Below are 23,201 nucleotides of genomic sequence, written 5' to 3' on the forward strand. Positions count from 1 at the left end.
CGGCTTCGTCCCTGGGTGTAAGAGCCGAAACCCGAGAGGAAGAACCCATCATGAACAAGACCGAGATCGCCGAAATCCTCGCCAAGCCCTACTCCCAGGCGCTGCTGAACGGCTCCGAGCCGGCCCGCTTCGCCTACGACGGCCTGGACGGCGACCCGCGGGTGATCCCGATCGGCTTCTGGATGGCGGGCGACCAGCTCCAGATCGCCACCGTCCCGAAGGCGGCCAAGGTCGCCGCACTGCGCAAGAACCCGAAGGTCGCGCTGACCATCGACACCGGCGCCTTCCCCCCGAAGGTCCTGCTGCTCCGCGGCACCGCCGAGGTCGAACTGGTCCAGGGCGTCCCCGAGGGCTACCTGATCGCCGGCCGCAAGGTGATGGCCGACGAGGACCAGTACAACGGCTGGCTCGAAGGCGTGAAGGCCCTGTACGACGAAATGATCGTCATCACCGTCACCCTCACCTGGGCGAAGTTGCTCGACTTCGAAACCACCATCCCGAAGGCCGTCGAAGACCTGATCGCCGCCAAGCAGGCCACCCGGACCGAGCAGCAGCGCTAGAGGTGGTTGGCGTTTCGGATGACGTCCACCACGTTGGACATCATCCCGGTCAGGTCGTAGTCCTTCGGGGTGTAGACAGCGGCTACGCCGGCCGATTGGAGGGATCGGGCGTCGGCGTCGGGGACGATGCCGCCGACGACGACCGGGACGTCTTCGAGACCGGCTTCGCGGAGGCCTTCGACGACCTGGGGGACGAGTTCCATGTGGGAGCCGGAGAGGATCGAGAGGCCTACGCAGTGGACGTCTTCGGCCACGGCGGCGGCGACGATCTGTTCGGGGGTCAGGCGGATGCCCTGGTAGATGACCTCGAAGCCGACGTCACGAGCCCGTACGGCGACCTGTTCGGCGCCGTTCGAGTGGCCATCGAGGCCGGGCTTGCCGACCAGGAAGCGCAGGCGGCCGCCCAGTTCCTCCGAGGTGGCGGCGACCTTGGCGCGGACGGCGGCGATCGCCTCGCCTCCGCCGGAGACGCCGACCGAGCCGGAGACGCCGGTCGGGGCGCGGTACTCGCCGAACATCTCGCGCAGTACTCCTGACCACTCCCCCGTCGTCGCGCCGGCGCGGACGCAACTGAGGGTGGCTTGCATCAGGTTCTCGGTGCCCTTGGCGGCCTCGCGCAGTCTGGCGAGCGCGTCCTCGACCGCCTTGGCGTCGCGGTTGGCGCGCCACTCTTCGAGCGACTTCAGCGCGGCGGCCTCGGCCTGCGGGTCCGCGGTCTGGATCGCGGTGTCGAGATCGGCGGTGAGCGGTGACGGGTCGGTGTTCTCGAACTTGTTGACGCCGACGACGATCTGCTCACCCGACTCGATCCGCTGCCGGCGCTCGGCGTGCGATGCGACCAGCGCCTGCTTGAGGTACCCGCTCTCGACCGCGACGACGGCACCGCCCATCGCCTGAACGCGGTCGATCTCCTCCTGCGCGCCGGCGACCAGTTCGTCCACCTTCGCCTCGATCACGTGCGAGCCGTCGAAGATGTCGTCGTACTCGAGCAGATCGGACTCGTACGCGAGCACCTGCTGCATCCGGAGCGACCACTGCTGATCCCACGGTCGCGGCAGCCCGAGCGCCTCGTTCCACGCGGGCAGCTGGACGGCGCGGGCCCGCGCGTTCTTGGAGAGGGTGACGCCGAGCATCTCGAGCACGATCCGCTGCACGTTGTTCTCGGGCTGGGCCTCGGTCAGGCCGAGCGAGTTCACCTGTACGCCGTACCGCAGCCGCCGTGCCTTGGCGTCCGTCACGCCGTACCGGTTGAGGCAGACCTCGTCCCACAGGCGCACGAACGCGCGCATCTTGCAGGTCTCCTCGATGAACCGCACGCCCGCGTTGACGAAGAACGAGATCCGCTGGACGACATCCCCGAACCGATCGGCCGGTACCTGACCGCCGTCGCGCACGCGGTCCAGTACCGCGATCGCCGTCGACAACGCGAACGCCAACTCCTGCACGGGCGTCGCGCCGGCCTCCTGCAGGTGGTAGCTGCAGATGTTGATCGGATTCCACTTGGGCATGTTCGAGACCGTGTACGCGATCAGGTCGGTACTGAGCCGCAGCGAAGCCTCGGGCGGAAAGGCATAGGTCCCGCGAGACAGGTACTCCTTCACGATGTCGTTCTGAGTCGTCCCGGTCAGCTCGTCCGGCAACGCCCCCTGCTCCTGCGCCGCGACCTGATAGAGCGCGAGCAACCACATCGCGGTCGCGTTGATCGTCATCGACGTGTTCATCTGCGCCAGCGGAATCTGATCGAACAGCCGCCGCACATCGCCCAGATGAGCCACCGGTACGCCGACCTTGCCGACCTCACCCTTCGCGAGCGGGTGATCCGCGTCGTACCCGGTCTGCGTGGGCAGGTCGAAGGCGACCGACAACCCGGTCTGGCCCTTGGCCAGGTTGCGCCGGAACAGCGCGTTCGACTCCGCCGCCGACGAGTGCCCGGCGTACGTCCGCATCACCCACGGCCGATCCTTCTCGGTGCTCATGTACCCGAGAGTAGGACTATGTGCCCTTGTGAGTCCTCTCCTCGTGACTGGTGTCATAAGCGGACTAAGTCACACCCCTGCGGCCTCCTCCATCAGACGCCCCAAACCATCCACTCTGTGCTCCAGCTGAGTGTCCTGCCGCGCCCCGAACGCTCAGGTCGAGCACAAAGTCGCCCCGTTGGTGGTCGGGGCGAGAGGGCGGTGCTAGGCCGAGATCGGGAGCGGGGTCCGTTCGATGTGGAGGATTCGGTGCAGCCGGGTGGCCGCGAGGATGCGGATCACCGATGGCAGTGGGTGGCGCAGGACCAGTTGGCGGCCGAGGAGCTGGGTCCGGCGATGGGCAGCCACCAGCAGGCCCAGGCCGGTCGCGTCCAGGGCGTCGAGGGATTCGAGGTCGACGACGACGTCGCCTTCGGAGTTGTCGATCAGGTGGTTGAGTTGCTGTCGTACGTCGCCCACCGAGCGGACGTCCAGCAGTCCGGTCAGGTAGATCACGTGGGTCGGTGCGAGCATGTCCGTGCCCTCCGCTCTTCCGGCGGCCCCCGAGAATCGGCCGCGCTTGCAGCGTTGTATTGGTAGAGACTCCCTGGCGACACGGAAGGTTGCCAAGGGTTCGGGACCTTTCATTTAGCGAGACAATGGTGTCCGTGTTCGCTGAGCACTACTTCCTCTTCCCCGTGGTGGCCATCGCGTTCGCGGGTGGCATGGTGCTGCTCACCCGCTGGGCGTTCTCCAAGGCCAAAGGCGGGTCCTTGGTGCGCCGTACTGACTACTCACCGGCCGAAAAGGACAGTTTCGGACTGTTGATCGACGTCCAGACGGTGCAGACGTACAACGAGGCCAGGGTGAAGGTCGCGATGCTGAAGGATTTCGGCATCAAGGCGACCGCGGCGCGGACCAAGGACGACACCAAGTCCGGCGTACGGAAACACGGCTGGAGCGTCTACGTCTGGCCCGCCGACGAGCAGGCCGCCCGAGGATTCCTCAACTCTTTCTGACTCTCCTTGTCATCCGGATCGACCCCCGGCGCGTCATGAACGCGGACGGTCGGCGGGGTCGAGAAGGGTGTCGGGGACATCGGACAAGAACAGGGTGAGCCGGACGGCAGCACCAGCGCTGCCCCGGGGCCGACCGGTCCCGGCCAACCTCCGGCCGACGGCATGAGGAGTTCGATGACGCCCGACCTCGCCCTGGCGACGCTCGCGTTGCCCGGCCGGCCGCTGGTGCCGAGCCGGGTCGCCGCGCTCGTCCCCGACGAGGACGCCCGCATCCTCGAGGCGTCCGCGCGAGAGCCCGACCGGTTCACGCTGATCTTCGACCGGTACTTCCCTCAGGTGCACTCCTACGTCGCCCGCCGGCTGGGGACCGACCTGGCCGACGACCTGGCCGCGGAGACGTTCCTGGTCGCGTTCCGGCAGCGGGCCAAGTTCGACGGGCGCAACGGCGTCGTCCGGGCCTGGCTGTACGGGATCGCCACCAACCTGATCCGGCGGCACCGGCGAGACGAAGTACGGGCCTGGCGGGCGACCGCGAAGCTGCCGCTGCCGACGCCGGCCGGCGGGCACGAGGAACGCGTCACCGCCCAGGTGACCGCGCAGAGCGCGAGCCGCCAGCTCGCCGCCGCACTGGCGAAGGTCTCCGCGAAGGACCGCGAGGTACTCATGCTCGTGGCGCTCGGCGAACTCACCTACGACGAGGTCGCCGCCGCCCTCGGCATCGCCAACGGGACGGTGGCGTCCCGCCTGTCCCGGGCCCGCCGGGTGGTCCGCGAACATCTCGGCCACACCGACCCGACCGCAACTCGTGACGAGGCCTGAGATGAACGAGTTCGACAAGATCCGCAAAGCCTTCCCCGAGCAGCCCGGCCCGTCCGCCGACACGACGAACAAGGCGCGTCGGCGGGTACAGGAGCTGATCCGCGAGGCCGAAACCGCCCGTCGGAGGGATCGCTGGTACGACGCTGCGAAGTCCGGCCGGGTCGGCATGGCGTTGACCGCGACGGCCGCCACCGTGGCGCTGGCCGCGCTCGCGACGCCGCTCATCCTGTCGCCGGGCGCCGGTAGCGGCGATGCGGGACCTGTGCCGAGCACGGTCACGCCGACCAGCCCCAAGCTGATGACGGCCGGCCAGGTGCTGGTCCAGCTCGCGATCAAGCAGGAGATCGACGAGAAGGTCTCCGGCAAGTTCTTCCGGGTCCGCAACCTGCAGATCCGGGGTTCGATCGAGGTCGGCTCACCGAAGTACAAGATCCAGCAGAAGACCATCACCGAGAGCTGGATGCCGATGAAACAGGGCGCCGAGTCCTGGTTCGGCTGGGTCGATCTCGGCGCGCATCCGGCGACCCGCGCGGACGCCGCGAAGTGGCGCGCCCAGGGGTCGCCGACGGTCTGGCCGATGACCGAGACGAACCCGGTCACGATGGCGCCGACCGAGCCTGTGGTCAACAAGATGACCTTCGACGAGGTGCCGCCCGGCTACTACCTCAGCGGGGTGAAGCCGGTCAGCGCCCAGCAGATCCAGGCGCTGCCGACCGACCCGGAGAAGCTGCGCGCGGTGCTCGCGGCGAACCCGGAGCCGGACATGACGGCCGACGACATCAACTACCAGGTGTTCAACGCGGCCGGGCGGTTGCTGTTCGAGATGCCGTCGCCGCCGAAGCTGCGCGGTGCGGCGCTGCGGGTGCTCTCGATGCTGCCGGGCGTGCGGATCAAGGAGAACGTCAAGGATCCGATCGGCCGGACAGGCACCCAGATCAGCATGGACTGGACGAAGCCGGGCCGGCCGTCCAACGGCATGACCAGACTCTGGGACGGCAAGACCGACTTCATCGTCGATCCGGCCACGGGCCGGTTGCTGAGCCAGGAGTACGACGGCTTCAAGGGCGGCGCCATCGTCGTCCTCGAATCCGGCTGGACCGACGAAAAACCCACCCCGCCCTCCCCCGCCATCCGTTAGAACCCTCTCTGATCCGGTGACGGCCCGCCCGGCCGTCGCCGTGCTTCGCCCTGCCCGAAACCGCCCCTTCTCCGTGAGGTGAACTCCCTTGTCCCGATCTCGAAAGCTGGCTGCCGCGATCGTCGTGTCGCTGGTCTTCGCCACTTCCTTGGCGGTTCCTGCCGCCGGTCTCCAGATCCAACCCAGCGCCGGTACCGACGGAGTCGGCGCTGGGTTGGCGAGCACCGTCCGCCCGCTCACCGTCACCCTCGTCACCGGCGACAAGGTCACCGTCCAGAAGACGGCGACCGGCTACCGCGCCGCCAACGTCCAGCCTGGCTCCGGCCGCGAGGGCATGGCCTTCCACACGTCCTCCTTCAAGGGCAAGGAACTCGTCGTCCCGCTGGACGCCTTCCCGCTCGTCTCCGCCGGCGTCGTCGACGAGCGCCTGTTCGACGTCAGCCTGCTCGCCACCCTCGGCCTCGACGACAAGTCCTCGCCTCGCCTCCCCCTGCTCGTCCAGTACGCCGCCAACGGCGCCGCCCGGGCCGTCCGCTCCGCCCTCCCCGAGGGCACAATCGTCAAGCGCGAGCTGCCGATCATCGACGCGGTGGCGATCGGCCAAGAGCGTTCCCAAGCCACCGATCTGTGGGACAGCTGGCTCAACAGCCCCCAGGCCAAGCACAAGACCGGCCTGGCCGGCACCGTCAAGAAGCTCTGGCTCGACGGCGGTGTCACCCCGAACCTCGACCGCAGCGTCCCCCAGATCGGCGCCCCCGCCGCGTGGAAGGCAGGCTTCACCGGCAAGGGCGTGAAGGTCGCCGTACTCGACTCCGGCTACGACGCGACGCACCCCGACTTCAAGGACCGGGTGATCGCCACCAAGGGATTCGCCCCCGACCAGGACGGCAACGTCGACGAGAACGACGTGGTAGACCGGGTCGGCCACGGCACTCACACCGCCTCGACCGTGGCCGGCACGGGAGCCGCGTCGGGTGGCAAGTACAAGGGCGTTGCCCCCGATGCCGGCCTGATGATCGGCAAGGTCTGCGGCGACCGCAACTGCGAGTCGTCCGCGATGATCGCCGGGATGCAGTGGGCCGCGACGTCCGGCGCGAAGGTCGTCAACATGAGCATCGGCGGCGGGCCGAGCGACGGTACCGACATCCTGTCCGAGACCATCAACGAGCTGACTGCCAGTACCGGCACTCTGTTCGTCGTCTCGGCCGGCAACTTCGGCGCCGCGCAGACCGTGTCCACCCCGGCCGCCGCTGACGCGGCCCTCGCCGTCGCCTCGGTCACCAAGTCCGACACGCACAGCGAGTTCTCCAGCCAGGGCCCGCGCGTCGGCGACCTGTCGGTGAAGCCCGACATCTCCGCGCCCGGCAGCCGGATCGTCGCCGCCCGCGCCGCGAACACCCCGTTGGCGCCCTTTGCGATCAATGACTCGTACGCCGAACTGTCCGGGACCTCGATGGCCGCGCCACACGTCGCCGGAGCCGCCGCCCTCCTCGCCCAGCAGCACCCGGACTGGAAAGCCCCGGAGCTGAAGTCGGCGTTGATGGGCTCGTCGGTCGGACTCGACGGCCAAGGCATCTACACCCAGGGCGCCGGCCGGGTCGATGTCGCGCAGGCGATCAAGCAAGAGGTGCTGGCGATGCCGAGCAACCTCAACCTCGGCCTGCAGACCGCCCCGCACAACGACGACAAACCGGTCACGAAGCCGGTGACGTACGTCAACAAGAGCTCCCGGCCGATCCAGCTCACGCTACGGCTGGATGGCGCCAAGCTGTTCCGCCTCGACCGGTCGACGATCACCGTCCCCGCCAACGGCAGTGCTCAGGTCAATGTCACCGGGCGCACCGATGGCCCCGAGGCCGAGGGCGCGTACGCCGCCTGGCTCGTTGCCAGCGGCAACGGTTCGGCGATCCGGACGACGGTCGGCATCGGCAAGCAGGTGTCGACTTATCCGCACAAGGTGGAGATGACGGACTTCTCCGGTGAGCCGGGGACCAACGACGATCTGCACTCGGCCGGCACGTACCTGGTCGATGTCGAGCGCCAGGAGGGATACATCGTCTCGGCCGGTGAAACCGTCTCGCTGCCGACCGGCCACTACGTCGTCGACGGCTATACGGCGACTCGTCGGGAGAACGCGCCCGGCTGGAAGAACCTGACGTACTTCACCGAGGGCGACCTGGTGATCGGCAAGACCGGACCGGTCGTGCTGGACGGCAGCAAGGCCGCGAAGGTCGGCTACCGCCCGCCGGTCACCGGCGCGACCGTGGCGACCGGCGGGATCGGGATCAATCGCACGCTTCCAGTCGGGCAGTACATCGGCGGCGTCGGCATCGACGGTGACGGCACTCCGAACATCGTTCCCGAGCTGTACGTCGTACCGAACAAGACCGGCGACAAGTCGACCTTCAAGGCCTACTCACACGTGGTGTGGGCCGGGGCACCGGACGGTCCGGTCCCGGGCGTCGGCTCTTTCCTGAACAGCCCGTACCTGTACCACGACGTGGCCGTCTGGCCCGGCCGGATCCCGGCCCACCCGTCGGTGATCACCAAGCCGGGCGACTATGCGCACGTCGACGCGTCGTACGCCGGTGAGCCGGGCTTCTACGCCGACAACTACGGCTACCCGACCGATCCGGCGCCGGCCGCGGACGGTACCCGGCTGCCGTTGTTCGTGTTCACGCCGACGATCAGCATGACGCTGCCGTTCCGGCGGGACGAGTACTACTCGGCGAAGGGGGTGGCGTGGGGCTTCGGCAACCAGGTGTTCAGCTTCGACGAGGAGAACGGCTATGTGTACCGCTCAGTGGTCGAGTCGGAGGCCTACAACCTCAAGGCCGGCCGGACGGCGAAGCTGGCCTGGCAGCGGGGTGTGTTCGGCCCGAGCCTGCCCGACCCGCGGATCGGCAACCCCGGACGGCCGAAGTTGCCGTGGGTGTCCCGCGATGGCGACAGCCTGAGCGTGTACGTCCCGACCTTCTCCGACGGCGTCCCCAACCGGCTCGGCGACGTCAGCAGCGAGTCCGAGCAGACGACGCTCTTCCGCAATGGCCGGCAGATCGGCTCGACGGACTCGATCGCCATCCAGACCTTCGCGTTGCCGGCCGCCCCTGCGACGTACCGGCTGGTGAAGGTGGTCAAGCCGGGTCAGGTCTGGACCAAGCTCTCGACGGAGATCTCGTCCGACTGGACCTTCAAATCCCAGCGGACTCCCGACGGAGCAGACACCGCCCTCCCCCTCCTCAACGTGCGCTACACACCCGCGTTGGACGACCGCAACCGCGCACCCGGCGGCCGGTTCGAGTTCCCGGTCACCGTCCAGACGGCCTTTCTGGCACCTGCCAAGCCGATCGTCTCGCTGCAGGTCTCGGCGTCCTTCGACGACGGCGGCTCGTGGCAGCAGGTGGAAGTACGGCGTACCGGCCCGAACACCTTCAAGGCCGCCCTCACCCAGCCGTCCACCGGCTTCGTCACCCTCCGCGCGACCGCCATCGATGCCGCAGGCAACAAAGTGGTTCAGACCATCAAGCGGGCCTACGAACTCGAGTAGCCCACTCCTGACACCTGGCGGCTCGCGGCTGAGGGGCTCCGGGCCGCCAGGGCTTCGTTGGTGATCTCCAGGCCGGGGAAGCGGCGGCGCATGGCGGCCGCGTAGCGCTCGGCGTAGGCCGCGTCGCCGATGTACTCACCGATCTGGTGCTGACCGAACCACAACCGGACCCGGCGCCGGGACGACAGAACTGTCACCCGGGCGAAGCTACAAGCCCCATCGATCAGTCATGTTTCGGCCGATTACAGCCACAAGTCCTCCCCCAGCCACGCGGAACCAACAGGCGATCCCCCACCACCCCAGGGACAATTCAGTCCATGCTGCTGGTACCGGGGGACCCGTTGAATCCGCGGCGAGTGGATCCGCATTTCGCCAGGGAGGCCGGCGCGGCGCGCGATGCGGGGATCACCGTCGCGCGGATCGATCACGATGCGCTCGGGCGGCCGGACGAGGCGGTGGCCGGGGTGCCGGCGGGCGATGACGCGGTCTACCGCGGCTGGATGATGACGGCGGCCGAGTACGACGGCTTCGCCAAGGCGCTCGATGCCCGCCGGGTGACGTTGCGGACCACCGGCGAGGAGTACAGGACCGCCCACGAACTGCCCGGCTGGTACGACGCCTTGCTGCCGCTGACCCCTGAGTCGGCCTGGACGGACGGGCCGGATCTCGCCGGCCTCGACGCCGTCTGCGACCGGCTCGGCCGTGGACCCGCCGTACTGCGTGATCATGTGAAGTCGATGAAGCACTACTGGCACGAGGCCGCCTTCATCCCCGAACTGGCGGATCGGGACGCCGTCCGCCGGGTGGCGGAGCGGTTCCTCGAACTGCGGGGCGACTCGTTCACCGGCGGCTTGGTGCTCCGGCGGTTCGAGCAGTTCACCGGCGCCGAGGCACGGACCTGGTGGGTCGGCGGCCGGTGCGTCCTGGTCACGCCCCACCCCGACACCCCGGACGAGCTGCCCAAGGGACTCGATCTGGTCGAGGTCGAGCCGCTGGTCAGCGATCTGGCGCTGCCGTTCGTGACGGTCGACCTGGTACGGCGTACCGACGGCGAGTGGCGGATCGTCGAGCTCGGGGACGGCCAGGTCAGCGATTGGCCGGCGTCCAGGGACCCCGCGGACCTGATGGCGGGGCTGTTCTGAGTCATGCGGGACAATGGTGGGGATGACGCTCACCGAGAAGCTGCCGGGAACCACCGAAGTCGATGCCCTGTACGACGCCTTTGCCACCTGGGTGGGTGAGCAGGGGATTTCGCTGTATCCGGCGCAGGAAGAAGCGTTGATCGAGGTGATGACGGGGTCGAACGTGATCCTGTCGACGCCGACCGGGTCGGGGAAGAGCCTGGTGGCGACCGGGTCGCACTTCGCCGCACTGGCCAACGGGAAGCGGACGTTCTACACGGCGCCGATCAAGGCGCTGGTGTCCGAGAAGTTCTTTGCGTTGTGTGATGTCTTCGGGGCGGACAAGGTCGGGATGCTGACCGGGGACGCGTCCGTCAACGCGAGCGCGCCGATCATCTGCTGTACCGCCGAGGTGCTGGCCAACGTCGCATTGCGCGAGGGCCGGGCCGCCGATGTCGGTCAGGTGGTGATGGACGAGTTCCACTTCTACTCCGAGCCCGATCGCGGCTGGGCGTGGCAGGTACCGCTGCTCGAGCTGCCCGACGCGCAGTTCATCCTGATGTCGGCGACCCTCGGCGATGTCGAGCGGTTCAAGATCGACCTCAACCGGCGGACCGGCCGGCCGACCGCGATCGTCTCGTCGGCCGAGCGACCCGTGCCGCTGGTCTACAAGTACGTCACCTCGCCGCTGCACGAGACGCTCGCCGAGCTCCTGGTCACCCACCAGTCCCCCGTGTACGTCGTCCACTTCACGCAGGCCTCCGCCCTGGAGCGTGCTCAGGCGCTGACCAGCATCAACGTCTGCACGAAGGAGGAGAAGGACAAGATCAAGGAGCTGATCGGGCACTTCCGGTTCAGCCCTGGCTTCGGCAAGACGCTCCAGCGGCTGATCATGCACGGCATCGGCGTCCACCACGCCGGCATGCTGCCGAAGTACCGGCGGTTGGTCGAGCAGCTCGCGCAGGCGGGGTTGCTGAAGGTCATCTGCGGCACCGACACCCTCGGCGTCGGCATCAACGTCCCGATCCGTACCGTCCTGCTGACCGCGCTGAGCAAGTACGACGGCCGCCGCCAGCGCATCCTCAAGGCGCGTGAGTTCCACCAGATCGCCGGTCGCGCGGGCCGCGCCGGGTACGACACCTCCGGCACCGTCGTCGTCCAGGCGCCGGATCACGTGGTGGAGAACGTCCGGCTGATGGCGAAGGCCGGCGACGATCCGAAGAAGCAGCGCCGGGTGCAGCGCAAGAAGCCGCCGGAGGGCTTCGTCACCTGGGGCGAGGACACCTTCGACCGGCTGGTCGCCGCCGACCCCGAGCCGCTGCAGTCGCGGATGCGGGTCAGCCACGCGATGCTGCTGAACGTGATCGCCCGCGACGGCGACGCGTTCGCCAGCATGCGGCACCTGCTGCAGGACAACCACGAGGACTCCAAGGCGCAGCTGCGGCTGATCCGGCGGGCGATCCAGATCTACCGCACGCTGCTCACCGCGGGCGTGGTCGAGCGACTCGACGAGCCCGACGAGAACGGCCGGACGCTGCGGCTGACGGTCGACCTGCAGAAGGACTTCTCGCTGAACCAGCCGCTGTCCACCTTCGCGCTGGCCGCGCTCGATCTGCTCGACCCTGAAGACCCGCTGTATGCCTTGGATGTCGTGTCCGTGGTCGAGGCGACGCTGGAGGACCCGCGGGCGATTCTGATGGCCCAGCTGCACCACGCCAAGGGCGAGGCCGTGCAGGGGATGAAGGCCGACGGGATCGAGTACGAGGAGCGGATGGAGCTGCTCGACGAGATCAGCTGGCCGAAGCCGCTCGAAGAGTTGCTAGAGGCAACCTTGGACATCTACCGGCAGACCCATCCGTGGATCGCCGAGGCCGGGCTGTCGCCGAAGTCCGTCGTGCGGGACATGTTCGAGCGCGCGATGACGTTCGGCGAGTACATCCAGTACTACGCGCTGGCGCGCTCCGAGGGCATCGTCCTGCGCTACCTCAGCGACGCGTACAAGGCGCTCCGCCAGACCGTCCCGCCGGACAAGGTGAACGAGGACCTGACCGACCTGATCGAGTGGCTCGGCGAGGTCGTCCGGCAGACCGACTCCAGCCTGCTCGACGAGTGGGAGGAGCTGACCAACCCGACGACCGAGGAGGTCGTCGTACCGGTCCTCCAAGGCCCGCGCCGAATCACCTTGAACACAAGGGCTTTCCGGGTACTCGTCCGCAACGCCATGTTCCGCCGCGTGGAGCTCGTCGCGATGCACCGCTGGGCCGAACTCGGCCAACTCGACAACGACTCCGGCTGGGACGCAGGACGCTGGGCAGAGGCCGGTACTGCGTACTACGCCGAGCACGACTCGCTCCCGACCGGCCCTGCCGCCCGTGGGCCGGCCCTCTTCATCGTCGAGGAGCACCCCGGCTACTGGGAAGTCCAGCAGATCATCGACGACCCAGAGGGCAACCACGACTGGCGAATCACCGCCACCATCGACCTCGACGCCTCCGACGAGGCAGGCGACCTGGTCCTCGAGATGGTCTCCTTCAAGCCCCTCTAATTCCTTACGTCCGAAGAACTGGAGGTACGTCCACTCCACTTCTTCGGACGTAAGAGAATCAGGTGGGCCATTCGACGTCGACCTCTGCGGGGGCCTCGTAGTCCACGCCGGGGACGTCGAAGCCGTAGAGGCGGCGGACCTCCTCGTAGAACCAGACTGTGTCTGCCACCTCGGCGATGTTGTCCTGGGTTGCCTCGTCCCACTTGGTGCGCACGGCTGCTTGGACGTCGTCGGTCAGTTCCCAGCGGTCCAGGCGGATGCGGCCGTCCTCATCCAGGTCCAGGGGCTTCTCGCCGGTCAGCTGATCCCAGAGGGAGATCGACTGCTGCATGGGCGTCTGCAGGCCGTCGCCGAGCACCTTGTGGAGCAGGCTCACGTACAGGCCGATGCCGGGGATCGCGGACGACGCCTGGGTGACTGCTGCGCCGTTGACCGAGGTACGGGCATGTACGCCGTCCCTGCTGCTCAGGTCCCGCGCAGTGGCCTCCAGGTGGGCCTTGGCGGCGCCGATCGAGCCCTGGCGGTAGATCGGGCCAGTGAGCTCGCTGCCGATGTAGGTGAGAGCGACGGTGGTGAACCCGTCCTTGAGCAGCTTGCGCTCCTCCAGGGCGTCCACCCAGCGGCTCCAGTCCTCTCCGCCCATGACTGCGACGGTCTCGGCGATCTCCTCGTCGGTGGCGACCTCGATGCCGACCTCCTGGAGTACTGGCTGGCCGTCGTCGTACGCGAGGCTCTTGGTCTCCGCAGCCTGACCGATCGCCTTGATGGCCGACTGGTACGTCGTATCGGTGCGCGGGTCGACCCGGCGGGGCGCGGCGACGCTGTAGATCAGGTAGTCGACTCCCCCGAACTTCTCCTGCAGCAGGTCGAGCACGTCTGCCTTGGTCGTGTCGGCGAAGGCGTCCGCGTTGATGAAGTGGAACGTGCTGCCGACGGTTTCGGCGTACGCGGCGGTCGCAGCGGTGCGGTACCAGCCCGCGGTCGCCGTACGCCGGGCCGGCGCCTTCTCGAACGAGACCCCGATGCCGTCGATGCCGTAGCGCGCCAGACCGGCGATCGTCGCCGCCAGGCCGTAGCCCGAGCTGGACCCGATCACGAGCGCGACCGGACGCGTCTGCGGCGTCCGCGCCTCGACCTGCTCCGTCAGCCCCCGGACGATCTGCTCGCACCCGGCTGGGTGCGAGTCGAGGAAGAGGAAACCACGGCCGACGGGCTTGATCACGCGCTCAGTCATGCGACCGACCCTAAAGCATCTAGTTCCAGTACAGCTCTGCGTCGTCCGGCTCTACGGTCACATCGGCGCCGAGGCGGCGCAGGTTGCCCGCGAAGTCGGTGTAGCCGCGGTGGACGTGGTGGGCGGCTGAGACCAATGTCTCGCCCTCGGCCGCGAGGCCGGCGATGACCAACGCAGCACCGGCGCGGATGTCGCTGGCGACGACCGGGGCGCCGGACAGCCGCGGGACACCCCGGACGACGGCGTGGTGGCCGTCGGTCTGGATGTGGGCGCCGAGCCGGGTGAGCTCCTGGGCGAAGGTGAAGCGGCCCTCGAAGAGGTTCTCGGTGACCATCGCGGCGCCGTCACTGAGCGCGTTCATCGCGATCACGAACGCCTGCAGATCGGTCGCGAACCCCGGGTAGGGCAGCGTGACGACGTCGACCGGCTTCGGGCGGTCGTGCATGACGACGCGGAAGCCCGGATTCAGGATGGTGATCTCGGCGCCGGCCTTGTGCAGCTTGTCCAGTGGGAGCTCGAGGTGCTCGGCATGACCGTTCGAGATCGTCACGTCACCCTTGGTGATGGCGGCGGCGAACGCCCAGCTGCCGGAGACGATCCGGTCGGGGACGGTGACATGATCGACCGACTTGAGCAGGCCGTCGACGCCGGTGACCTCGATTCTCGGCGTACCGGCGCCGTCGATCACCGCGCCCATCTCGACCAGCATCGCGGCGATGTCCTGGATCTCGGGCTCGCGGGCCGCGTTCTCGATCACCGTGGTGCCCTTGGCCAGCACCGCGGCCATCATGATCGTCTCGGTCGCGCCGACGCTCGGGAAGTCCAGCCAGACCTCCGCGCCGTGCAGGCCCTGCGGCGCCTCGGCGATCACGAAACCGTGCTCGATATGGACTTTCGCGCCCATCGACTCGAGCCCGGCGACGTGCATGTTGAGCCCGCGGGAGCCGATGTTGTCGCCACCCGGCAGCGCCACCTCGGCGCGGCCACAGCGGCCCAGCAGCGGGCCGAGCACCGAAATCGAGGCGCGGAGCTTGCGGACCAGCTCGTAGTCGCACTGGTAGCCGATCTCGGCCGGTACCGCGATCGTCGCGCTGGCCGAGTCCGCGTCGATCTTCACCGAGCAGCCGAGGGTGTCCAGCAACTGGGCCATGAAGGTGACGTCGAGAATGCTGGGCACCTGCCGCAGCGTCGTCGTACCCTCTGCCAGCAGTGCCGCCGCCATCAGCTTCAGCACGCTGTTCTTCGCGCCCGCCACCTCGACGCTGCCCTCGAGCCGTGCCTCACCTGCGATCCGAAACCGTTCCACCCGCTGACTGTATCGGCTCGTCGTCGCAAGCTTGCGTAGAGTGCCGTGACATGGCTGTGAACTTGACGCGGATCTATACCCGGACCGGAGACGCCGGCGAGACCCGCCTGGGCGACATGAGCAAGGCATCGAAGACCGACCCACGGGTGGTGGCCTACGGCGATGTCGACGAGGCGAACTCCTCGATCGGCGTCGCGATCGCGGCCGGCCACCTGAACAGTTCCCTGGTGCTGCTGCTGACCAGGATCCAGAACGACCTCTTCGACGTCGGCGCCGACCTGTGCAACCCCATCTCCGCGGACCCGGAGTACCCGCCCCTGCGGATCACTCAGGACTACGTCGACCGGCTCGAGGGCTGGTGTGACGAGTACAACAACCGCCTCACCAAACTCCGCTCCTTCATCCTCCCGGGCGGTACGCCGGGCGCCGCGTATCTCAACGTCGCCCGCACAGTCACCCGCCGCGCGGAACGCTCCGCCTGGACCGCCGTCGAGACCCACGGCCCGACGGTCAACCTGCTCGCCATCACGTACCTGAACCGCCTGTCGGACCTGCTGTTCATCCTCGGCCGGGTAGCCAACCTGTCCTCGGGCGGCGACGTCCTCTGGGTCCCGGGCGGAGACCGCGACCCTAAGTAAGGCGCCAGCTCATCGGCATCGTGAGGATGCCGGTGGGTGGGAGGCCTAGGGCCGCGTAGATGGTGCTGGTGAGGCCGTCTGCGGTCCATGACTTCGCTGTGGCCGCCAGGTCGTCCGTGGACTCCGGCGGGCGCAGGCGGTCGATCAGGGACCGGTGAGGCGCCGCGGTGAGGGTGATGTTGTCCCTGTCGAGGCCTGCGCGGTTGCAGGCCAGTCGCAGAGCGTGCTCGAAGCCGCCGAGCTCGTCGACCAGCTTGCGCTCGTGGGCGTCGGCGCCGGTCCAGACCCGGCCACGGGCCAGGGCTTCCAGGTCTGCGACGGGGAGGCCGCGGTCCTGGGCGGCTTTGGCGACGAAGTCCTCGTAGATGCGGTCCAGGGTCTCTTCGAGGCGCTCCCACTGCTCGGTGGTGAACTCCTCCTGGGCGGAGTACATCCGGGCGTTGGCGCCTTCCGACACAGCCTCTTGGGAGATGCCGATGCGGCCCAGGGCGTCCCGCACCACGCCCTTGCCGGAGAAGACGCCGATGGAGCCGGTGATGGTGCCCGGCTGGGCGACGATGACGTCTGCGGGCATGGCGACGAAGTAGCCGCCTGACGCCGCGACGCTGCCCATGGAGGCGACTACTGGACGGCCGGTGGCCCGTAGGCGGAGTACCTCGTGACGGATGGCGTCTGAGGCGACGTAGGAGCCGCCTGGGCTGTCTACCCGGAGTACGACGGCCTTGACCTTGTCGTCCTCGGCTACAGCGCGCAGGGCGGCTCCAATGGTGTCCGAGCCCGAGCCGGGGCCGCCGATGGGTCCACCACCCGAGTTGCGGCCGACACTGATGCCACCGCTGATCCGGATCACCGCTACTACGGGCTTCTGCGGCCAGGGGAGATTCTTGCGGACCTCCTGCAGCGTCCTGGGTCCGCGGCGGACGTACCGCTCGGCCAGGAGCGGCGTGGTCTCCCCCAGCCGCTTCTCCAGCTCGTCGTACACATCCGACCGATAGCCGAGCTTGTCGACGAGACCAGCCTCACGTCCGGCGTCCGCTGACAGGGGCGCGTCGTCGACGAGCTCGCGCACCTTCGCAGGCTCCAGCCGGCGCCGTACTGCGATGCCCTCGACGATCTGCTCGTACGCCGACTCCGCCAGCCGCGACGCCATCTCGCGGGCTGGCCCGGACATCTCCTTCTCGGTGAAGGTCTCCACCGCCGACTTGTACTCCCGGCGCCGGCCGAACTGCGGAATCACCCCCGCCTTGTCCAGCGCCCCCTTGATGAAGGTCGCCTGGATGGACACCCCGGTGATCGCCAGGTCCCCCGACGGCTGCAGCCAGATCTCGTCGAACGCTGTCGCCAGGTAGTACGGCACCGTCCCGCCGCCGATCTCGCCGAACGACTCGGTCCAGGCGACCGCACCCTTCCCCGACGCCCGGAAGTCCGCCACGGCCTCCCGCAGGTCCTGTGCCTGGGCCAGCGACAGCGCCGGCCCGCCCAGATGCGCGACCAGCCCGACCACCTGGTCGTCCTCGGCGCCCTTGCGCAGCGCCCGCACCAGCTCCCGCATGGTCGGCAGGTGCCGGGCCCGGAAAGCGGCCAGCGGCGAAGCAGGCGGAGTCTCCAGGACCCCACGCGTCAGATCCAGTTCCAGCAGAATGCCCGTCATAGGTCGACTCTAGGCACTCCGATCAACTGAAGAGCCCGCGGATGTCGTCGGGGCTGAGCCCGGCGCCGAAGGCATTGCCCTCGTCCATCACGCTGGCGAACAGGGCCGCCTTGCGGTCCTTGAGCTCCATCACCTTCTGCTCGATGGTGTCCTTCGCGATCAGCCGATAGACCATCACCGACTTGTGCTGGCCGATCCGGTGGATCCGGTCCACCGCCTGCGCCTCGGTCGCCGGGTTCCACCACGGGTCGAGCAGGAAGCAGTAGTCCGCCTCGGTCAGGTTCAGCCCGACCCCGCCGGCCTTGAGGCTGATCAGGAACAGCGGCGCAGTACCGTCCTTGAACTTCTTCAGTACCGCGGGCCGATTGCTGGTGCTGCCGTCGAGGTAGCAGTACTCGATTCCTTCCGCGTCCAGCCGCTGCCGGACCAGCTCGAGGAAGCCGGTGAACTGGCTGAAGACCAGGGCACGATGACCGCTGCCGATGATGTCCGGGAGCTGTTCGAGCAGGGCGTCGATCTTCGCGCTGGCCAGCTCGCTGTGCGCCTCGTCGACCAGGCCGGCATGGAGGCTCAGCTGCCGGAGCAGGGTCAGCGACCGGAAGATGGTGAATCGGTTCTTGTCGAAGTCGGCGACCAGGCCGAGGACCTTCTGCCGCTCGCGTTGCAGGTGGGTCTGGTAGATCTTGCGGTGCCGGGGATGGAGCTCCACCTCGAGCACCTGCTCCTGCTTCTCGGGCAGGTCCGCAGCCACCTGCTCCTTGGTCCGGCGCTTGACCAGGGGCTTGATCCGGCGACGCAGCCGGGCCAGGCGGTCGGCGTCGGCATCCTTTTCGATCGGGCGTACGTAGTACCGGTCGAAGTGGGTCGGGCTGGGGAACAGGCCGGGCGACGTGATCGAGAGAAGCGACCAGAGCTCCATCAGGTTGTTCTCCATCGGCGTACCGGTGATGGCCAGTTTGAACGGGGCCGGCAGCCGTCGGCAGCACTGGTAGAGCTTCGACTGATGGTTCTTGGTGAACTGGGCCTCGTCGAGCACCAGACCGGCCCACGCGCGATCGGCGTACGCGTCGATGTCGAGGCGGAGCAGCGTGTACGACGTCACCACCACGTCGGCGTCGCCGATCGCCTCGTCGAGACGCTGGCCGCGACGGCGCAAGGTGTCGGCGATCGTCACCACCTTCAGGCTCGGCGCGAAGCGCGCCGCCTCGGACGGCCAGTTCGACACGACGCTGGTCGGCGCGACGATCAGGAACGGTCCGGGGTTCTCTCTTTCCTTGGCATGAGCGATCAACGCCAACGCCTGCAATGTTTTGCCGAGCCCCATGTCGTCGGCCAGAATGCCGCCGAGCCCGAACTTCCAGAGGAAGGCCAGCCAGCGGAAACCTTCCAGCTGGTACGGCCGCAGCGCCGCCTCGATCGTCGCCGGCAGCGGGGTCGCGTCGGTCGTGTCCACGGAGCGCAGCGCGGCCAGTTGTTGCTGCCAGCCCTCGGCCTGGTGCTCCACGACGCCGAGCCGCTCCAGCTCGTCGAAGAAGCTGACCTGGTACCGGCTGATCCTCAGCTGATCGTTGGGGATGTCCTGCAGCGCTTGCGCCTCGTCGATCAGCGCCCGCAACGCCTTCAGCTCCGGCTTCTGCAGGCTGAAGTAGGCGCCACTGGTCAGCAGTACCGACGTCTTGCCGATCGCCAGCGCACGGAAGATGTTGACGAACGGAACCCGCTGGCCCTCGACCATCAGCGTGATCGCGAGATCGAGCCAGTCCGTCTCACCGGGCGGCGCCGAGGTGGTGACGCCGACGGTGACCAGATCGCCGACCTCGCGGTACTTGGCCGGCGTACCGGTCACCTCGACGTCCACCAGCGGGTCCGCGACCAGTTGGGGAAGCAGTTCGGTGCTGAACCGGACCGTGTCGAACTCCTGCAGCGTCTCGGGGAGCGACTCCGGCTGCAGATCGAGGCCGGCGAGGATCTCGCGCTCCTGATCCAGATCGCGGTAGATCTCGCCTGGCCCGGAGGTCTCGGCGACCGGCACTCGCAGCTCGGAGTCGTCGACCCGATAGAGCCAGCTCCAGCGCAGGTCGAGCGCGTGGTCAGCCCCGTACTCCGCCTGCAGACTCAGCTCCGGGCCAGAGATCGTCGGCGGGGCGAACGAGTCGTCGGAGGAGAGCACCTCGGCCACCTGGCGAAGCCTGGGGAAGTACTCAGCCCGAAAGCGGGCGCTGTCGGCCGCCGGGATCCGCAGCTCCTGCCCTGTCAGGGCGACCTGCTGGAGCTCCGGCGGCACCGACCGGGTCAGCTTGGCCAGCCGGAACCGCAACTCCTCCAGATTCGCCGCCGGATTGAGAGCCGACCGGTCGATCCACACCAGCCCGTGGCCCTCGGCGCCGATGAATTCGACGGGCACGACCTCCGGGTCGCCCTCGATCCGGATGACCGGCCTGCTCAGCAGGTCACCCGACGAGTCGTTCGTGACGTCCAGACCGAACTCGGCCACGCCGTACGGATCGAGATCTCCCATCGCCTTCTTGCTGTAGACGAGCCGGACGCCCGCGGCCAGCGCCTGGTCCAGCAACGGCCAGAGCTGCCGGCTGTCGAAGGCCGACAGCTCGATCGTCTTCTCGTCGCCGTGGTAGTACGACCTGGATCGCCGCGAGCTGTACGACGCGTAGAGCTCCTGCAGCGCCTGCGACTGGGCCTTGACCAACTCGCCGTACGGGTTGTCCAGCGTCGTCCAGGTCAGATTGCCCCGGATCCAGCCCTTCTTGCCCTGCCGCACCACCCGGGCGCTGACCATCGGGCTGTCGGAGTTGGACCGGCGCTTGGTCGAGTACTGGGTAGGCGTCAGCAGGGTCAGCTCGATCGCCAGCGGCGCGGAACCCAGTCGGTCGGCGGTGGGCCCCCGACCGACCAGCGACCCCAACGACGACTCCCAGCCGGCAGCTCGCCTGGCCGGACCTGCGGCCGCGGTGGGCTCCGCGGCGGACATGATCGCTTCCAGCGCCAGCGCGGCCACGTGCTTGCAGTCGAACCCGACCTCGCAGCTGCATTCACCGTCGAGGTAGTCCACCTGGCCGTCGTCGGCGAAGGTCAGGTAGATGACGACGTCGTACAGGCTCTCCAGCTCCGCGCGGACCTGGCCGCGGAGCGTACTGGCCGACGAGTCCCACGACACCGAGCGGACCGCGCCGCCCTGGGCGTAGCCGAGTCCTCTGGCGTAGGCGGCCTCCCCGACCGCGTTCTCCACGACGACCGGGCTGAGGCCGTTCACGATCGCGGCCGGCACCTACAGGTACGTCTGGGTGCTGGGCGGTGCGGATTCCATCCAGGCGAGGACGCCGGTGAGGGCCTCCTCGGTCATCGCGAAGTGCACGGTCCGGTCGCGCAGCTCGGCGTCGACGATGACGTGGCCGGCGTACGTCACGAGCGGCTCGTTGCCCATCGGGCGGCGGGTGGTCACGCCTTCGAGCTGGCGGCGGTTGACGGTCAGCTTCGGCCACCAGGCCAGGCTGAAGACCCGGAACCACTGCAGGTCGTCGCCGACGTAGCGGGCCAGTCCCAGCGCCCAGCCGCGGCCGTGGTCCTTCTCAGCCAGTTGCAGGCTGCAATCGAACGTGCCGCCGTCCCTGGACAACCAGCGACGACGGCACGCGAAAGCGATGATCAGCAGTACGGCAGCAAGGCAACAGACCCCGACCAATTCGAGGACTGTGCTCATAAGTTGCCAACCTCATTCCTGGCGCCCTCGCTGTGGTGACGCCATCCCCGAACCGTACTGAATCCAACTCTTTTCAATTATGGCAGGTGGGTTCAGGACGCCTTCTCGGCGGCCCTCACCCTGGCCTCGGCGAGCCGGACCTGCTCCTGCTCGTCCTCGCTGTCGGTGCCGGTGGCCTGAGCCTGCTCGAGCGCCAGCTTGGCCTCTTCCAGGTCGATGTCGTGCCCCATCTCGGCGTTCTCGGCCAGGATCGAGACCCGGTCGTGCGCCACCGAGATGAAGCCGTCCGGAGCGGCCGCGACGAAGTACTCGTCGTCGACCGTCCGCACCTGGACGGTGCCGCCCTGCAGCAGACCCAGCAGCGGCGCGTGGCCGGGGAGGATACCGATGTCGCCATCGGTGGTACGGGCGATGACGATCTTCGCCTGTCCCTCCCAGACCACCCGTTCGGCCGCGACCAGCGCGACCTCGAGGTGCTTGCCGGACTCGTCAGCCATCAGAGTTCCTTCTGGAGCTCAGCCCAACGCCGCTCGACGTCGTCGAGCGAACCGACGTTGAAGAAGGCCTGCTCGGCGATGTGGTCGCACTCGCCCTCGGTGATCTTCTTGAACGACTCGATGGTGTCCTTCAGCGGCACCGTCGAACCCGGCGTGTTGGTGAACTTCTCCGCCATGTACGTGTTCTGCGAGAGGAACTGCTCGATCCGGCGCGCGCGGGCGACGGTGATCTTGTCCTCTTCGGAGAGCTCGTCGACACCCAGGATGGCGATGATGTCCTGCAGTTCCTTGTTCTTCTGCAGGATCTGCTTCACCCGGACGGCCACGTCGTAGTGCTCCTGGCCGATGTACTGCGGGTCGAGGATCCGCGACGTGGAGGTCAGCGGGTCGACGGCCGGGTACAGACCACGCGACGCGATGTCACGCGACAGCTCGGTGGTCGCGTCCAGGTGCGCGAAGGTGGTGGCCGGCGCCGGGTCGGTGTAGTCGTCGGCGGGCACGTAGATCGCCTGCATCGAGGTGATCGAGTGACCGCGGGTCGACGTGATCCGCTCCTGCAGGATGCCCATCTCGTCGGCCAGGTTCGGCTGGTAACCAACGGCCGACGGCATCCGGCCGAGCAGCGTGGAGACCTCGGAACCGGCCTGGGTGAAGCGGAAGATGTTGTCGATGAAGAGCAGTACGTCCTGCTCCTTCACGTCGCGGAAGTACTCCGCCATCGTCAGCGCGGACAGCGCGACGCGCAGCCGGGTGCCCGGCGGCTCGTCCATCTGGCCGAAGACCAGCGCGGTGTCCTTGAAGACGCCCGCGTCTTCCATCTCACCGATCAGGTCGTTGCCCTCACGGGTGCGCTCACCGACGCCGGCGAACACCGAGGTGCCACCGAAGTTGTGCGCGATCCGGTAGATCATCTCCTGGATCATGACGGTCTTGCCGACGCCCGCGCCGCCGAACAGGCCGATCTTGCCGCCCTGCACGTACGGGGTGAGCAGGTCCAGCACCTTGATGCCGGTCTCCAGCATCTCGGTCTTGGACTCGAGCTGGTCGAAGGCCGGCGCCTTGCGGTGGATCGGCCAGCGCTCGGTGATCTCGAACTCGGACTCGTCCTGGTTCAGGCACTTGCCGGTCACCGACCAGACCCGGCCCTTGGTGACGTCGCCGACCGGCACGGAGATCGCCGCGCCGGTGTCGCGCACCTCGGCGCCGCGGACCAGGCCGTCGGTGGGCTTCATCGAGATCGCCCGGACGATGTTGTCGCCGACGTGCAGCGCGACCTCGAGGGTGATCGTGGCCGTGACGTCGTTCAAGGTGATGTCCACCTCGAGCGCGTTGTAGATGTCGGGCATCGCGTCCGCGGGGAACTCGATGTCGACGACCGGGCCGATGACCCGGGCGACGCGGCCCACGGCACCTGCCGCGCCGCTGTTGTCCTTCTCGGTAACCGTGGCAGTCATCT

18 protein-coding genes are annotated in these 23,201 nt (G+C 68.2%); 8 read left to right on the top strand and 10 right to left on the bottom strand.

Features of this window, described 5'->3' with window-relative positions; all coding sequences use genetic code 11:
• Positions 1-50 precede the first annotated feature (50 nt).
• Positions 51-560 (top strand): pyridoxamine 5'-phosphate oxidase family protein, encoded by a 510-nt coding sequence (locus ABD116_RS01610; RefSeq protein ID WP_343963976.1) that lies wholly within the window; start codon positions 51-53, stop codon positions 558-560.
• Here ABD116_RS01610 and ABD116_RS01615 read toward each other — a convergent pair.
• On the bottom strand, positions 557-2,536 hold the full coding sequence (locus ABD116_RS01615) for a protein meaA (protein ID WP_343963978.1): 1,980 nt from the start codon (positions 2,534-2,536) through the stop codon (positions 557-559). The genes ABD116_RS01610 and ABD116_RS01615 overlap by 4 nt on opposite strands.
• Before the next feature lie 204 nt (positions 2,537-2,740).
• Positions 2,741-3,049: an STAS domain-containing protein gene (locus ABD116_RS01620; protein ID WP_343963980.1), complete on the bottom strand. Its 309-nt coding sequence runs from the start codon at positions 3,047-3,049 to the stop codon at positions 2,741-2,743.
• A 125-nt stretch (positions 3,050-3,174) separates the two neighbouring features.
• Here ABD116_RS01620 and ABD116_RS01625 point away from each other — a divergent pair, with 125 nt between their 5' ends.
• From ABD116_RS01625 to ABD116_RS01640, 4 genes are all read left to right on the top strand, one after another.
• Positions 3,175-3,534: a hypothetical protein gene (locus tag ABD116_RS01625; RefSeq protein WP_343963982.1), complete on the top strand. Its 360-nt coding sequence runs from the start codon at positions 3,175-3,177 to the stop codon at positions 3,532-3,534.
• 174 nt (positions 3,535-3,708) lie between these two features.
• Positions 3,709-4,353 (top strand): RNA polymerase sigma factor, encoded by a 645-nt coding sequence (locus ABD116_RS01630; RefSeq protein ID WP_343963984.1) that lies wholly within the window; start codon positions 3,709-3,711, stop codon positions 4,351-4,353.
• A gap of 1 nt (position 4,354) precedes the next feature.
• Positions 4,355-5,491 (top strand): CU044_5270 family protein, encoded by a 1,137-nt coding sequence (locus tag ABD116_RS01635; RefSeq protein ID WP_343963986.1) that lies wholly within the window; start codon positions 4,355-4,357, stop codon positions 5,489-5,491.
• Positions 5,492-5,579: 88 nt separating this feature from the next.
• Positions 5,580-9,038 (top strand): S8 family serine peptidase, encoded by a 3,459-nt coding sequence (locus tag ABD116_RS01640; RefSeq protein WP_343963988.1) that lies wholly within the window; start codon positions 5,580-5,582, stop codon positions 9,036-9,038.
• Here the strand turns inward: ABD116_RS01640 and ABD116_RS01645 are convergent.
• A complete protein-coding gene (locus ABD116_RS01645) occupies positions 9,023-9,235 on the bottom strand; it encodes a hypothetical protein (RefSeq protein ID WP_343963990.1) in 213 nt (70 codons plus the stop codon). The genes ABD116_RS01640 and ABD116_RS01645 overlap by 16 nt on opposite strands.
• Positions 9,236-9,355: 120 nt before the next feature.
• Between ABD116_RS01645 and ABD116_RS01650 the strand changes: the two genes are divergently transcribed.
• On the top strand, positions 9,356-10,180 hold the full coding sequence (locus ABD116_RS01650; protein WP_343963992.1) for an ATP-grasp domain-containing protein: 825 nt from the start codon (positions 9,356-9,358) through the stop codon (positions 10,178-10,180).
• Positions 10,181-10,202: 22 nt separating this feature from the next.
• Positions 10,203-12,704, top strand: coding sequence for a DEAD/DEAH box helicase (locus tag ABD116_RS01655; RefSeq protein WP_343963994.1), 2,502 nt, complete (start codon positions 10,203-10,205; stop codon positions 12,702-12,704).
• Between the two features lie 58 nt (positions 12,705-12,762).
• Here the strand turns inward: ABD116_RS01655 and fabV are convergent, their stop codons facing one another.
• Together fabV and murA are read right to left on the bottom strand one after the other, a co-directional pair.
• On the bottom strand, positions 12,763-13,938 hold the full coding sequence (fabV, locus tag ABD116_RS01660; protein ID WP_343963996.1) for an enoyl-[acyl-carrier-protein] reductase FabV: 1,176 nt from the start codon (positions 13,936-13,938) through the stop codon (positions 12,763-12,765).
• 19 nt (positions 13,939-13,957) lie between these two features.
• Complete coding sequence (gene murA, locus ABD116_RS01665) at positions 13,958-15,244, bottom strand: UDP-N-acetylglucosamine 1-carboxyvinyltransferase (RefSeq protein ID WP_343963998.1); 1,287 nt, start codon at positions 15,242-15,244, stop codon at positions 13,958-13,960.
• A gap of 50 nt (positions 15,245-15,294) precedes the next feature.
• Between murA and ABD116_RS01670 the strand changes: the two genes are divergently transcribed.
• Entirely contained in the window at positions 15,295-15,882 is a 588-nt protein-coding gene (locus tag ABD116_RS01670) for a cob(I)yrinic acid a,c-diamide adenosyltransferase (RefSeq protein ID WP_343964000.1), read from the top strand.
• On the opposite strand, the gene sppA is transcribed toward ABD116_RS01670, so the two are convergent.
• From sppA to atpD, 5 genes are all read right to left on the bottom strand, one after another.
• A complete protein-coding gene (sppA, locus tag ABD116_RS01675) occupies positions 15,875-17,533 on the bottom strand; it encodes a signal peptide peptidase SppA (RefSeq protein WP_343964002.1) in 1,659 nt (552 codons plus the stop codon). The genes ABD116_RS01670 and sppA overlap by 8 nt on opposite strands.
• A gap of 22 nt (positions 17,534-17,555) precedes the next feature.
• Positions 17,556-20,816: a DEAD/DEAH box helicase gene (locus tag ABD116_RS01680; protein ID WP_343964004.1), complete on the bottom strand. Its 3,261-nt coding sequence runs from the start codon at positions 20,814-20,816 to the stop codon at positions 17,556-17,558.
• Positions 20,817-21,248: a DUF2550 domain-containing protein gene (locus ABD116_RS01685; protein ID WP_328326862.1), complete on the bottom strand. Its 432-nt coding sequence runs from the start codon at positions 21,246-21,248 to the stop codon at positions 20,817-20,819.
• Between the two features lie 92 nt (positions 21,249-21,340).
• Positions 21,341-21,745: a F0F1 ATP synthase subunit epsilon gene (locus ABD116_RS01690; RefSeq protein WP_343964008.1), complete on the bottom strand. Its 405-nt coding sequence runs from the start codon at positions 21,743-21,745 to the stop codon at positions 21,341-21,343.
• Complete coding sequence (gene atpD, locus ABD116_RS01695) at positions 21,745-23,199, bottom strand: F0F1 ATP synthase subunit beta (protein WP_343964010.1); 1,455 nt, start codon at positions 23,197-23,199, stop codon at positions 21,745-21,747. Before atpD ends, ABD116_RS01690 begins: the two co-directional genes overlap by 1 nt.
• Positions 23,200-23,201: the final 2 nt, after the last annotated feature.

Source organism: Kribbella koreensis, from assembly GCF_039525325.1.
GTDB classification, from domain to species: Bacteria; Actinomycetota; Actinomycetes; order Propionibacteriales; family Kribbellaceae; genus Kribbella; species Kribbella koreensis.

Excerpts from the sequence above, each read along its gene's own strand:
- ABD116_RS01610 (WP_343963976.1), top strand. The coding sequence starts at position 51 with ATGAACAAGACCGAGATCGCCGAAATCCTCGCCAAGCCCTACTCCCAG.
- ABD116_RS01615 (WP_343963978.1), bottom strand. The coding sequence starts at position 2,536 with ATGAGCACCGAGAAGGATCGGCCGTGGGTGATGCGGACGTACGCCGGG.
- ABD116_RS01620 (WP_343963980.1), bottom strand. The coding sequence starts at position 3,049 with ATGCTCGCACCGACCCACGTGATCTACCTGACCGGACTGCTGGACGTC.
- ABD116_RS01625 (WP_343963982.1), top strand. The coding sequence starts at position 3,175 with ATGGTGTCCGTGTTCGCTGAGCACTACTTCCTCTTCCCCGTGGTGGCC.
- ABD116_RS01630 (WP_343963984.1), top strand. The coding sequence starts at position 3,709 with ATGACGCCCGACCTCGCCCTGGCGACGCTCGCGTTGCCCGGCCGGCCG.
- ABD116_RS01635 (WP_343963986.1), top strand. The coding sequence starts at position 4,355 with ATGAACGAGTTCGACAAGATCCGCAAAGCCTTCCCCGAGCAGCCCGGC.
- ABD116_RS01650 (WP_343963992.1), top strand. The coding sequence starts at position 9,356 with ATGCTGCTGGTACCGGGGGACCCGTTGAATCCGCGGCGAGTGGATCCG.
- ABD116_RS01655 (WP_343963994.1), top strand. The coding sequence starts at position 10,203 with ATGACGCTCACCGAGAAGCTGCCGGGAACCACCGAAGTCGATGCCCTG.
- fabV (WP_343963996.1), bottom strand. The coding sequence starts at position 13,938 with ATGACTGAGCGCGTGATCAAGCCCGTCGGCCGTGGTTTCCTCTTCCTC.
- ABD116_RS01670 (WP_343964000.1), top strand. The coding sequence starts at position 15,295 with ATGGCTGTGAACTTGACGCGGATCTATACCCGGACCGGAGACGCCGGC.
- sppA (WP_343964002.1), bottom strand. The coding sequence starts at position 17,533 with ATGACGGGCATTCTGCTGGAACTGGATCTGACGCGTGGGGTCCTGGAG.
- ABD116_RS01685 (WP_328326862.1), bottom strand. The coding sequence starts at position 21,248 with ATGAGCACAGTCCTCGAATTGGTCGGGGTCTGTTGCCTTGCTGCCGTA.
- ABD116_RS01690 (WP_343964008.1), bottom strand. The coding sequence starts at position 21,745 with ATGGCTGACGAGTCCGGCAAGCACCTCGAGGTCGCGCTGGTCGCGGCC.
- atpD (WP_343964010.1), bottom strand. The coding sequence starts at position 23,199 with ATGACTGCCACGGTTACCGAGAAGGACAACAGCGGCGCGGCAGGTGCC.